We start from the raw sequence: 12,443 nt of genomic DNA on the forward strand, positions 1-12,443 counted from the left end.
CTCTATCTGTATGCTTATTTTGCCTGGGGCTGCTGCCGGAACTGCTGCGGCGGGAGTCCGGTGTTTTTGCGGAATACATGGCTGAAATAATGTGGATCGTTGTAACCGCTTTGGTAGGCTATTTCTGAACATTTAAGATTTGTGGTTAACAGCAGCTCTTTGGCGCGTTCCATTCTGAGCCGGGTAATGTACTCTTTGTATGACTCGCCGAATTCGTCGCTGAAGATGGCGCTGAAATAGCTGGGGCTGAGGTTTGCTTTAGCGGCGACATCGTTGAGCATCAAATCCGGGTTGGTAAAGTGTTCGTCAATGAAGGCTTTCACGTCGTGGATGTTGCGGTTTCTTTGGTGCGAGGTGTGGTTATTACGAAACGCGAAAGCCTGGGTAAAGAGTTTGCTGATTGTTTCTCTTATCTGGTCGGTCGTTTTAATGCCGGCCAGCAGCTTTTCTATATTTTGAATTTCGGGGATCACCTGAGCGGGATCGCCGCCTAATTCGCTGATGAATTCGGCGGTGGTTAAGATGAGGTCTACAAACAAGTAATGTTTGACCAGATAGGAGTGGGCGGCCGCTTTGGCGAGGGGGTGGAGGTGGGCGCTGTAAAAGGCTGCGAAGTCTTCGTTGGCGCCCCCTTTTAGATAGTGTTCAACGGCCGTTTGTTCCAGTTTTAGTTTCTCTACGGAATCACGGCCGTTATGCCAATCACTCATGGCGGCGCCGGTTCCGGCATTCTTAACCTGGGCGAGCGCTTCCGCAAAGGACTGCGAGATTTCCGTGAGCCGCTGGTAGGGGGAACCAATGCCAATGGTCACCAGGCACGAGACGGCGTTTTCTACTTCTTGTTGAATCAAGTCGGTCAGAAAAGCGCCGTCTTGGGTCAGCTCGTCCAGGCTGTCCCCGGTGATGATCAGCAGGAGTTCTTCCACGCTTTTTTGGGTGAGAAACGTGCCGGGGTGGGGGTAGATCAGGTCTGCTGCGATTGACTGAATCTGTTGGTACTCGGCGTAGGTGAGATGCTGCGCTGCTGTTGGCGCCGTGATTCTGATGAGGGCCACCAGATAGTACGGGGCAATAATGTTCAAACCAAGCTGCTGACATTGCTCAATGGCTTCGGCCGACGGCACACCGCCCACAACGAGTTGGAACAGCAGTCTTTCTCTCTGTAAGGCCAGATTGTCCTGAAGCTGCCTTTGCAGTTGTTTGAGTTTTTCGCGCTCTTCCCGTTCCTGGTCCAGCAGCGCGGCAATTTTTGTGAGGACTTCGTGCAGCTTAACGGCCGTTATCGGCTTAAGCAGGTATTCCGAGACGCCCAGTTCGATGGCCGATTGGGCATACTCAAACTCATCATGCCCGCTGAGGATGACCACTTTGATCCAGGGCATGCGCTGCCGCACCAGTTTGCTCAACTGCAAACCGTCCATGAAGGGCATTTTGATGTCTGTGATCAGAAGGTCGGGTTGGGTGGTTTCGATGAGGGGAAGGGCGATATCTCCATCAGGGGCTTCGCCGCAAAATTCAAAACCGGCAGCTCGCCAGTTTACGTTGTCCCGTATTCCCACTCTGGCAGCGGCCTCGTCCTCCACTAAAAATACTTTGTATACCATGCAGTACCTCTTCCTTCACAATGTCGCAGGAGTTGGTAGATATGGGGAGAAAGAACGGAACGGCAGTTTTCCTTGCCGGTCGTCAGTTCCATGCAAGTCAGCAAGAAATCAGTGTAACATAGCCCAAATTGAGCGTCAATGAAGCTCAATGAGCAGCAAATGGCGGGGCGGCTCCCGGAACCGCCCCGCCGCAAGGCGTCATCTTAAGCAGCGGGACTTACCGTAATGTGTAATAGACCTGGTTCCAGTGCAGCTCTTTTTTAATGCTGGCAACTGTGGCGTTTTCGTCAATCAGCAGATATTCGATGCCGGCTATCTCGGCAAAATCTTCCATGTGTTCGGTGGTGACGGACAGGCTGAACCCGGTATGGTGCGCCCCGCCGGCTAAAATCCAGGCGGCCGCGCCCACTTTCAGGTTGGGCTGCGGCGTCCACAGGGCGCGCGCCACCGGCAGTTTGGGCAGCGGCTGCTCCGTGGGTACTACTTCCACCGTGTTGACGATTAAACGGAAGCGGCTGCCCAGGTCAATGATGGAGGCGTTGAGCGCTGGTCCGGTCTGAGAGTCGAAAACCAGCCGTACCGGGTCTTCTTTGCCGCCGATGCCGAGTGGATGAATTTCCAGCGATGGTTTGCCGGCGGCAATGCTGGGGCAGATTTCCAGCATATGCGCGCCCAATACTCTGTCGCCATTTTTGCTGAAATGATAGGTGTAATCTTCCATGAAGGAAGTCCCGCCGCTCAAGCCTGCGCCCATCACCTTCATGGCGCGCAGCAGGGCAGACGTTTTCCAGTCCCCTTCTGCGCCAAAACCATAGCCATCGGCCATAAGCCGCTGCGCTGCGATGCCCGGTAGTTGCTTAATTCCGTGCAGATCTTCAAAGGTGGTGGTGAACCCTTTGAAACCGCCATTTTCCAGAAAGGCGCGCATACCCAGTTCGATGCGGGCGGCGTCGCGTAATGATTGGCGCTGGCTGCCGCCGGTTTGTAGGGAGGGGGCGAGGGTGTAGCTGTCTTCGTAAATGGTGATGAGGTCGGTAACGGCCGTTTCCGACACCGCATGGATGTATTGCACCAGGTCGCCCACGCCATACCCGTTCACCGAGTAGCCAAACTTCATCTGCGCCGACACCTTGTTGCCTTCCGTCACCGCCACTTCGCGCATATTGTCGCCAAAACGGGCGAATTTGGCCCCTTGCGCATCGTGCCAGGCGGCGGCGGCGCGCAGCCACACGTCCAGCCGCGCCAATACTTCCTCATCCTGCCAGTGGCCCACCACAATCTTGCGCGCCAACCCCAGGCGCGCGCCGATGAAGCCAAACTCCCGCCCACCGTGCGCCGTCTGGTTCAAATTCATGAAATCCATGTCAATGGTAGACCAGGGGATTTCCGCATTGAACTGGGTATGGAACTGCACAAAGGGTTTTTGCAGCGCCTGCAAGCCCGCAATCCACATCTTGGCCGGGGAAAAAGTGTGCATCCAGCAAATCAGGCCGATGCAGTTTGGGGCTGAATTGGCTTCCTGGCACACGCCATACACCTCTTCGGGACGGGTGACGATGGGTTTAAACACAACCTTGACGGGTAATTTATGAGAATCGTTGAGGGCGTTGGTGATGAAACGGCCGTTATCCGCTACCTGCGCCAACGCTGCCGGACCGTACAAATGCTGGCTGCCCACCACAAACCACACTTCCAATGGAGCAAAAATATCTGTATTCATTTGATTATTCCTTTGATGTGAACCTTTGACTGGGGGGTGAGCTCCCGGACCTTCGCCTCGGGCCCGCGCCCCAGGGCTTTGGCAAAGGCGCGGCCCTGGCGCAGGAGGAGAAAATGCCCAAAACGTGTTGATCTCAGATGACAGTCACTTCTAAAATAGCCGTCATCTGTTGGGCTTATTGCCCATATACGTTCTGATACCGGTCATACAGCTTATCAATGTCCGCCTGGGCAATGGTTAGAGGCGCGCCCAGCAGCAGCGACGCCCAGGCAACAGCGGCGTTGTCTTCTGTCATCGCGGCCGCTTTCACCGCTTTTTCGGCCGTTGCGCCCACCGTAAATACGCCGTGACTTTGCAGCAAGCAGGCCGGACTGCGGCTCCCTTTAAGCGTTTCCACCACCACCTGTCCAATCTCTTCCCCGCCGATCAGCGCAAAGCCGCCGCAGGGAATGTCCCCGCCAAACTCATCGCCCATCGCGGTGGTGATGCAGGGGATGCCGCGCCCGTGGGTGGCAAACGCCGTGGCATAACGCGAATGGGTGTGGACGATGCCGTTCACCTCTGGCATGTGGCGGTACATGTAGCAGTGCGACGCCGTGTCTGAGGACGCTTTGTAAACACCTTCGACGATATTGCCATCCAAATCCACCACCACCATACTCTCCGCTGTCAGGTCGGGAAATTTAATACCGGTCGGTTTAATAACCACCAGATTGGTCTCCGGATCACGGGCGCTGATGTTGCCGCTGGTCCAGGCGACCAGGTTATTTTTGGTAATTCAAAATGCAGTTGCACGAGTTCTTCTTTTAGTGTTTCAAGCATATCGCTTCTTCCCGTAGCGTCAAATTTTCTACTTGGTGCCGAGGCAGGGGGGCGGTGCGCCACGGCGTCATCCCTTGAAATCTTAAAGAACCTTCTACTTTAGGGCAGTAACGGCCGTTCTCTCAATAATCAGCCCCTCTTTATACCGCGCCATAAAAGCCGCAAAGCCAGCCACATCCGCTGGCTCAGGCGCTATCGTCGTGCCAGCTTCGCCTGCAAAAACCTTGTTAGAGAGATAGGCTTCCAGGGTTTCATTTTCTGCCTTTTGGCGCAAATAAGCCGCCAGCAAAGCAATCCCCCATGCGCCGCCTTCGCCGGCGGTCTCCATCACAGTAACAGGCACATTCATGGCCGCCGCCATCATCTTTTGCCCCACTTCCTTGGTTTTGAAGAAGCCGCCGTGCCCGAGAATCTGGTCAATTTCTACCTGCTCCTGCTCAAAAAGAATGTCCAGGCCAATCTTCAAGGCCCCAAGCGACGAAAACAGATGGACGCGCATGAAGTTTGAGAGGGTGAAACGGCTTTCGGGTGTACGGACGAACAACGGCCGTCCCTCTTCAAAGTGGGTGATATGCTCGCCCGAGAGATAGTTGTAGGCCAGCAGCCCGCCGCCATCCGCCTCGCCCGTCAGCGCCTTTTGGTACAGCGTTTCAAACAGTTTGGACTGGTCAATCTCCACGCCCACCGCCTCGGCGAATTCCTGGAACAGACCAACCCAGGCGTTGAGATCGGAGGTGCAGTTGTTGCTGTGGACCATGGCCACCGGTTTGCCTGTGGGCGTCGTTACCATGTCAATCTCAGGATACAATTTTGACAGCGCCTTCTCCAAAACGATCATGGCAAAGACGGATGTGCCTGCGGAAACATTGCCGGTGCGCACGGCCACGCTGTTGGTGGCGACCATGCCCGTGCCGGCGTCGCCCTCCGGTGGACAGAGAGGGATACCCGCTTTTAGCTGTCCCGTGGGATCAAGGAGTTTTGCGCCATCTGCGGTTAGTGCGCCCGCAGCATCCCCCGCTGCCAGAACTTTGGGCAGGATGTCTTGAAGCTTCCACAAAATGTTTTTTGCTTCGAGCCGTTCATTGAACAGTTCGATCTTGCCTGCATCATAGTCGTTGGTCTGGCTGTCAATGGGAAACACGCCTGATGCTTCGCCAATCCCCAACACCTTTTGCCCCGTCAGTTTCCAATGGACGTAGCCTGCCAGTGTGGTTAGAAAACTGACGTCTTTAACGTGGGTTTCCTGGTTTAATATCGCCTGATAGAGGTGGGCAATGCTCCAGCGTTGGGGAATGTTAAACTGGAACAGTTCCGTGAGTTCCTCTGCTGCCTGCCCGGTGATGGTGTTGCGCCAGGTACGAAACGGGGCCAGTAAAGTTTCATCCTTGTCGAATGCCATATACCCGTGCATCATGCCGCTAAAGCCGATAGCGCCGATGGTTTGCAGCGGCGTGTTGTAGTTCTTTAAAACTTCGTGGCTGAGCTGCCGGTAGCTCTCTTGTAAACCTGCCCAGACATCTTCCAGACTATAAGTCCAGACCCCATTTTCATATTGGTTTTCCCACTCATGGCTTCCCGCCGCAATCGGCATATGATCCGCACCGATCAGCACCGCCTTGATGCGCGTCGAGCCAAACTCGATGCCAAGAATAGTCTTGCCGTTCTCAATTGCTTTTTGGATATCGTTTCGATTCATGTCCATCCTCCATAACCTGAAAACACATAATCTGAAAACGTTAATCGTTCACCCCACGCCCCCTAAGCCTGTCGAAGGGGCGTGGGGTGAATGGTTGCCTGAAAACTTATGATCACGCCTTATTCTTATTCCGCACGTCAAACCAGACAGCAAATGCCAGCACCAGACCTTTAATCGCCTGCTGCCAGTCAATGCCAATGCCCACAATCGACATGCCATTGTTCATGACGCCCATCACCAGCGCCCCAATGACCGCCCCGATCACCGTGCCAATACCGCCAGACGCCGACGCGCCACCAATGAAAACGGCCGCGATGACATCCAATTCAATACCCGACCCCGCTTTAGGTGACGCCACATTCAACCGCGCCGCAATAATCAGGCCGCCCAAAGCCGCCAGTATCCCCATGTTGACAAAAGTAAGGAATTTAAGACGGTTGGTATTCACACCAGAGAGCTGCGCTGCTTTTTCATTCCCGCCCAGGGCATAAATGCGCCGGCCAATCACAGTTTGTTTAGTGATAAACGAATAAACAACAATCAGAGTGAAGAGAATCACCAACACATTTGGCAGACCCTTGTAAGAAGCCATCAAATAGCTGAGGTAGAGAATGACTGCCACAAGAATGGCATTCTTCACTACAAAAATGCTGATAGGAGACACGTCAAAACCGTATTTCACTTTGTTTTTGCGTGAGCGATAATCCAAATAGACCACCAGGGCAGAGATAATAACGCCAATCACAATCGACGTGATATGTAATGAATCACCGGCAAAAACATCCGGCAGAAAGCCCGAACTTAATTTTTGAAAACTGGTGGGGAAAGGACCAATCGAGCGCCCCTGGAGAATGACCAGCGTCAGCCCTCTGAAAATAAGCATACCGGCCAAAGTAGCGATAAAAGCAGGTACCTTTTGATACGCCACCCAATACCCTTGAGCCGCGCCAATGACTGCGCCAATCAGCAGACTGATCATGATGACCAGAATGAAGTTCATCTTGTACTCAACCATCATCACGGCCGCCACAGCGCCCGTAAAAGCCGCTACAGACCCCACAGACAGGTCAATCCCACCTGCAACGATGACCAACAGCATCCCAATGGCCATAATCACAATATAGCTGTTCTGCAAAATCAAATTAGTCAGGTTCACCGGTTTCATCAGTGTGCCATCTGTCATGATTTGGAAAAACAGCATAATGGCAATCAGCGCAATCAACATGCTGTATTGGCGAGTATTATTCCTGAAAAGTGTCATCGCGGTTTTCATAATTGTTCAACCTCTTGTTGCATGATGCACCCCATAATTTTTTCTTGAGAGGCGTTTTCTGCAGGCATTTCACCAACAATTCTGCCTTCATTCATGACATAAATACGGTCACACACGCCCAAAATCTCCGGCAGCTCCGAAGAAATGAGGATGATCCCTTTACCCTCAGCTACCAGTTGATTGATGATGGTGTAAATTTCAAATTTGGCTCCCACATCAATCCCGCGTGTTGGCTCATCCAAAATCAAAACATCAGGATTGGCAAACAGCCATTTACTTAACACCACTTTTTGCTGGTTGCCGCCAGAAAGATTAACGGTTTTTTGCAAGATGCTGGAGCATTTAATGTTGAGCTTGTCCCGGTATTCGTTGGTAACAACCATTTCTTTGGGTTCATTAATGACGGCGCTCTTGGAAATGGCTCTGAGATTTGTCAGCGTGATGTTGTTTTTAATGTCCTGAATCAGAATCAGGCCATACTGTTTGCGATCTTCTGTCACGTAAGCAATCCCGGAATCAATTGCCTTATCAATTGAACTTACGTCGAGTTCTGTGCCGTGTTTATAGACTTGCCCGCTGATGTGTCTGCCATAGGCCCGGCCAAATACACTCATGGCTAATTCAGTTCTGCCAGACCCCATTAAACCGGCAAGGCCCACCACTTCGCCCTTGCGTACATACAGGTTCACATTGTCAATCGACTTGCGATCCGGATGGATGGGGTGATAGACATTCCAGTTCTTGATTTCAAAAATCGTGTCACCGATATTGGGTTCCCGCTCCGGGAAACGATGGGTTAAATCACGCCCCACCATACCTCTGATAATTCGGTCTTCAGTGACAGTATCTTGATGGCAGTCCAGGGTCTCGATGGTGGCCCCATCTCGCAAAATAGTGATAGAGTCGGCCACTTTGGAAACTTCATTCAGTTTATGGGAAATTAAAATGGACGAAATGCCGCGCGCCTTGAATTGCAGCAGCAGTTGCAATAAAGCCTCGCTGTCATCTTCGTTTAAGCTGGCGGTTGGCTCGTCTAAAATAAGCAGCCGCACTTCCTTTGCCAGAGCCTTGGCAATTTCCACCAACTGCTGTTTACCCACTCCCAAATCGGTGATTAAAGTATGGGGAGATTCATCTTCCAACCCAACCAGGTTGAGTAGTTCTTGCGTTTTGGAAACGGTCTCATTCCAATTGATGACGCCTCTTTTTTTCTGTTCATTGCCTAAAAAGATGTTTTCGGCAATCGAAAGAAAAGGGATCAATGCCAGTTCTTGATGAATAATGACGATGCCAATTTTTTCGCTGTGAGTGATGTCTTTAAATTGGCACAATTCGCCCTGGTAATAAATTTCACCCGTGTAAGTGCCTAAAGGGTGAACACCGCTCAAGACCTTCATCAGTGTCGATTTTCCGGCCCCATTTTCCCCGACGAGAGCATGAATTTCACCCTGCTGCACACTGAAATTGACATCATCCAGCGCTTTGACACCAGGAAATGTCTTTGTGATGTTGCGCATTTCCAAAATTACATCTGACATACCCTGATTCTCCTTTTTTGCCGCTTCTTTCACGATTTGTCGTGTTGCCTGAGCCTGTCTACGGTTAACTATACAACCAGTCGAGGGCTGAACTTATCGAAGCACGGCTCCGCCTGCGACAGGCTCAGGCTGCACCTGCATAGATACAAGAAAAAGAAGTGTGGGAATTTGATCATTCCCACACTTCTCAGAATCAGTTTCTATTAGTTGAAATCATCAGCGGAGTAATAACCGCTGTCGATCAGGACGGATTCCCAATTGGTAATGTCCACGTCAATCGGTACCAGAAGGAAGGAGGGCACCACTTTGATGCCATTATCGTAGGTGGTGGTGTCGTTGATTGGTACTTCCCGACCCCTTAACATGGCGTCCACCATATCAACAGCCACGCGCGCCAATTCACGGGTGTCTTTGAAGACGGTTTCTGTTTGTTCGCCGGCAATGATGGATTTGACGGAAGGTGTTTCGGCGTCCTGTCCGGTGATGATGGGCATGGGCAGTTCGGGGGTACCGTAACCCACACCTTTCAAGGAGGAGAGAATGCCGATGCTGAGGCCGTCATAGGGGGACAAAACGGCGTCTACGGTCTCGTCGGTGTAGTAGGCGCTCAACAGGTTGTCCATACGAGCCTGAGCGGTTGCGCCGTCCCAACGCAGGGTAGAAACCTTGTCCATGCCTTGCTGACCACTCTGGATGACCAATTGGCCGTTGTCCAGATAGGGCTGCAAAATAGACATGGCCCCATCGTAGAAGAAGTAGGCATTGTTGTCATCGGGTGAGCCGCCAAACAGTTCGATGTTGAAGGGGCCGCTGCCGTCTTTCAGACCGAGGGCTTTTTCAATGTAGCTGGCCTGGATGACGCCGACCTGGAAGTTATCGAAGGTGGCGTAGTAATCCACGTTTTCGCTGCCCCGGATCAAGCGGTCGTAGGCGATGACTTTGATGCCCTGGTCGGCTGCCTGCTGCAAAACGTCGGACAGTGTTTCACCATCGATGGCGGCGATGACCAGCACGTTGACGCCCTTGGTGATCATGTTTTCGATTTGGGCGAGTTGGTTGGGGATGTCGTCTTCCGCATATTGCAGGTCGGTCTGGTATCCCTTTTCTTCAAAGAACTTCACCATGTTGTTGCCGTCATCAATCCAGCGTTGGGATGATTTGGTGGGCATGGAGATGCCGATCAGGGCGTCGACCGGGGCTTCTTCAGTGCGTTCTTCTAAACCAAATTCACTGGCGGAGTAATAACCGCTGTCAATCAAGACAGATTCCCAATTGGTAATGTCCACATCAATCGGTACCAGGAGATAGGAGGGCACCACTTTGAGGCCATTATCGTAGGTGGTAGTGTCGTTAATTGGGACTTCGACGCCTTTCAACATGGCGTCCACCATGTCAACAGCCACGCGGGCCAGTTCACGGGTGTCTTTGAAGACGGTTTCTGTCTGTTCACCGGCGATGATGGATTTGACGGAGGGCGTTTCGGCGTCCTGTCCGGTGATGACGGGCATGGGCAGTTCGGCTGTACCGTAACCCACGCCTTTCAAGGAGGAGAGAATGCCGATGCTGAGGCCGTCATAGGGGGACAAAACGGCGTCTACGGTCTCATCGGTGTAGTAGGCGCTCAGCAGGTTGTCCATGCGAGCCTGGGCGGTCGCGCCGTCCCAACGCAGGGTAGAAACCTTGTCCATGCCTTGCTGACCACTCTGGATGACCAGTTGGCCGTTGTCCAGATAGGGCTGCAAAATGGACATGGCGCCATCGTAGAAGAAGTAGGCATTGTTGTCATCGGGTGAGCCGCCAAACAGTTCGATGTTAAAGGGGCCATTGCCATCTTTCAGACCGAGGGCTTTTTCAATGTAGCTGGCCTGGATGACGCCGACCTGGAAGTTATCGAAGGTGGCGTAGTAATCCACGTTTTCACTGCCGCGGATCAGGCGGTCATAGGCGATGACTTTGATACCCTGGTCGGCTGCCTGCTGCAAAACGTCAGACAGGGTTTCGCCATCAATGGCGGCGATGACCAGCACGTTGACGCCCTTGGTGATCATGTTTTCGATTTGGGCGAGCTGGTTGGGGATGTCATCTTCGGCATATTGCAGGTCTGTCTGGTATCCCTTTTCTTCAAAGAACTTCACCATGTTGTTGCCATCATCAATCCAGCGTTGGGATGATTTGGTGGGCATGGAGATGCCGATCAGGGCAGTTTGGCTGCTTTCTGGCGCAGCGGCTTCTGCGGCCGGTGCGCTGGTGGCTTCGGTGCTGCTGGCTGGGGCGGTATTGTCGCCGCCGCAAGCGCTCAACATCAAGGCAAAGACCAGGATGCTCAACAAAAACAAGATTGATTTTTTCATTTTTTCTCTTCCTTTTAGAGTTGTGAACTGCCTTCTTCTGAAATTTTGAGAATCAATAACAGAGATTCGTGTACGGATGTTAAGTTTTGCTCTGTTATCGTTCCCGTTAACGATAACATTCTAGCATTCACAACATCCCCCGTCAACCCTGAAACCAGTTTTTATTGTACAATCTGCCGTAAATCTCGCCAAATTCATTGGTCACTTTTGATTTTTTGTGATGATGGCTGGTCGCCATATTGGCAAGTGGGGCCGGGATTGCGGACAATAAGCTGGCATTGACATGAAAAAAACGTTGTGCTACACTGAAAATCGTTAACGTTAACATACTAAGTTGACAAATGAGTGAGAAACTATGAGTCGCAAACGTGTCACGATTAGAGAGGTAGCCCAGGCGGCGGGGGTTTCGACGCAAACGGTATCGCGGGTGGTAAACGGCCGTCCTGACGTGTCGCATGAAACCCGCCAGCATGTGCAGGCGGTTATAGATAGTCTAGACTACCAACCGAGCAAGATTGCCCGTAGTCTCATCCAGGGGCAGAGTTATTCTCTGGGGGTTGTCAGTTCGAGCATAGGGCTGTATGGTCCGTCTCTCGTTTTGCAGGGAGTTCAGGAAGCAGCGGAGCAGTTGGGTTTTTCCCTGATTTTGCATATTCTGCCCGACGCTGAGGTGTATGACGCCAAAAAGCTGCTGCGTGGAATTTTGGCCTATCATGTGGATGGGATTTTATGGGCTGTGCCGGAAATTGGGCAAAACAGGGATTGGGTGCAGCAGGAGGTAGCCAATCTGACGGTACCGATTGCCTTTTTGAATGTGCAGCCACGGCCGATGTTGACAACGGCCGTTATTGACAATCGTCATGGCGGCAGACTGGCGACCCGTCATCTGCTTGAGCAGGGGCGGCGGAACATCGGCATTATTACCGGCCCCATGAATTGGTGGGAAGCGCGGCAGCGAGAATTGGGCTGGCGTGAAGAATTGATGGCAAACGGCCGTTCCGTAGACGAAAGTTACATCACCCACGGCGATTGGACCCCCGGCAGCGGCGAGCGCAGCATTCGTATGCTGCTCGATTGGCATCCCGAAATGGATGCTGTCTTTGCCTGCAACGACCAGATGGCCCTCGGCGCTATGAAAAGCGCCCGCCAATTGGGCCGACGCATCCCCGAAGACCTGGCTATCGTCGGCTTCGACGACATCCCGGAAGCGCCTTACTTTGACCCCTCTCTCACTACCATCCACCAGGACTTATCTGAAATGGGGCGCGAGGGCGTGCGGCAGTTGATTTGCATCATCAACAACCCGGAACACCCCACCGCCGAGCCTATCAAGCTGCTGCCCACGCTCGTTGTGCGCCAAAGCTCTTTGAGTAACGGCTGAAGCATCATATAGACAAAGACCATTATCTCTACGGCTTCTCTGAGATGAAATTGCCAAC

The 12,443-nt window shown here is 52.5% G+C and carries 7 protein-coding genes and 2 pseudogenes; 1 reads left to right on the forward strand and 8 read right to left on the reverse strand.

Annotated features, from left to right (window positions below; genetic code table 11):
• Positions 1 to 14: 14 nt before the first annotated feature.
• The 8 genes and pseudogenes from IPM39_08020 to IPM39_08055 all read right to left on the reverse strand — a co-directional run bounded on the left by IPM39_08020 (position 15) and on the right by IPM39_08055 (position 11,004).
• Positions 15 to 1,604 carry a helix-turn-helix domain-containing protein gene (locus IPM39_08020; protein ID MBK8986014.1) on the reverse strand — a complete coding sequence of 530 codons (1,590 nt, stop codon included), beginning with the start codon at positions 1,602 to 1,604 and terminating at the stop codon, positions 15 to 17.
• A 217-nt stretch (positions 1,605 to 1,821) separates the two neighbouring features.
• On the reverse strand, positions 1,822 to 3,324 hold the full coding sequence (gene araA / locus IPM39_08025; GenBank protein ID MBK8986015.1) for an L-arabinose isomerase: 1,503 nt from the start codon (positions 3,322 to 3,324) through the stop codon (positions 1,822 to 1,824).
• 175 nt (positions 3,325 to 3,499) lie between these two features.
• Positions 3,500 to 4,146, reverse strand: a pseudogene (locus tag IPM39_08030) (L-ribulose-5-phosphate 4-epimerase).
• A gap of 94 nt (positions 4,147 to 4,240) precedes the next feature.
• Positions 4,241 to 5,848 (reverse strand): FGGY-family carbohydrate kinase, encoded by a 1,608-nt coding sequence (locus tag IPM39_08035; protein MBK8986016.1) that lies wholly within the window; start codon positions 5,846 to 5,848, stop codon positions 4,241 to 4,243.
• Between the two features lie 106 nt (positions 5,849 to 5,954).
• Entirely contained in the window at positions 5,955 to 7,115 is a 1,161-nt protein-coding gene (locus tag IPM39_08040) for a sugar ABC transporter permease (GenBank protein ID MBK8986017.1), read from the reverse strand.
• A complete protein-coding gene (locus tag IPM39_08045; GenBank protein ID MBK8986018.1) occupies positions 7,112 to 8,653 on the reverse strand; it encodes an ATP-binding cassette domain-containing protein in 1,542 nt (513 codons plus the stop codon). Before IPM39_08045 ends, IPM39_08040 begins: the two co-directional genes overlap by 4 nt.
• 203 nt (positions 8,654 to 8,856) lie before the next feature.
• On the reverse strand, positions 8,857 to 9,822 hold the full coding sequence (locus IPM39_08050; protein MBK8986019.1) for a sugar-binding protein: 966 nt from the start codon (positions 9,820 to 9,822) through the stop codon (positions 8,857 to 8,859).
• A 69-nt stretch (positions 9,823 to 9,891) separates the two neighbouring features.
• Positions 9,892 to 11,004: pseudogene (locus IPM39_08055) on the reverse strand (sugar-binding protein).
• A 355-nt stretch (positions 11,005 to 11,359) separates the two neighbouring features.
• Between IPM39_08055 and IPM39_08060 the strand changes: the two are divergent.
• A complete protein-coding gene (locus IPM39_08060; GenBank protein ID MBK8986020.1) occupies positions 11,360 to 12,385 on the forward strand; it encodes a LacI family DNA-binding transcriptional regulator in 1,026 nt (341 codons plus the stop codon).
• Positions 12,386 to 12,443: the final 58 nt, after the last annotated feature.

This window comes from Candidatus Leptovillus gracilis, from assembly GCA_016716065.1.
Lineage (GTDB): Bacteria > Chloroflexota > Anaerolineae > Promineifilales > Promineifilaceae > Leptovillus > Leptovillus gracilis.

Excerpts from the sequence above, each read along its gene's own strand:
- IPM39_08020 (MBK8986014.1), bottom strand. The coding sequence starts at position 1,604 with ATGGTATACAAAGTATTTTTAGTGGAGGACGAGGCCGCTGCCAGAGTG.
- araA (MBK8986015.1), bottom strand. The coding sequence starts at position 3,324 with ATGAATACAGATATTTTTGCTCCATTGGAAGTGTGGTTTGTGGTGGGC.
- IPM39_08035 (MBK8986016.1), bottom strand. The coding sequence starts at position 5,848 with ATGGACATGAATCGAAACGATATCCAAAAAGCAATTGAGAACGGCAAG.
- IPM39_08040 (MBK8986017.1), bottom strand. The coding sequence starts at position 7,115 with ATGAAAACCGCGATGACACTTTTCAGGAATAATACTCGCCAATACAGC.
- IPM39_08045 (MBK8986018.1), bottom strand. The coding sequence starts at position 8,653 with ATGTCAGATGTAATTTTGGAAATGCGCAACATCACAAAGACATTTCCT.
- IPM39_08050 (MBK8986019.1), bottom strand. The coding sequence starts at position 9,822 with ATGCCCACCAAATCATCCCAACGCTGGATTGATGACGGCAACAACATG.
- IPM39_08060 (MBK8986020.1), top strand. The coding sequence starts at position 11,360 with ATGAGTCGCAAACGTGTCACGATTAGAGAGGTAGCCCAGGCGGCGGGG.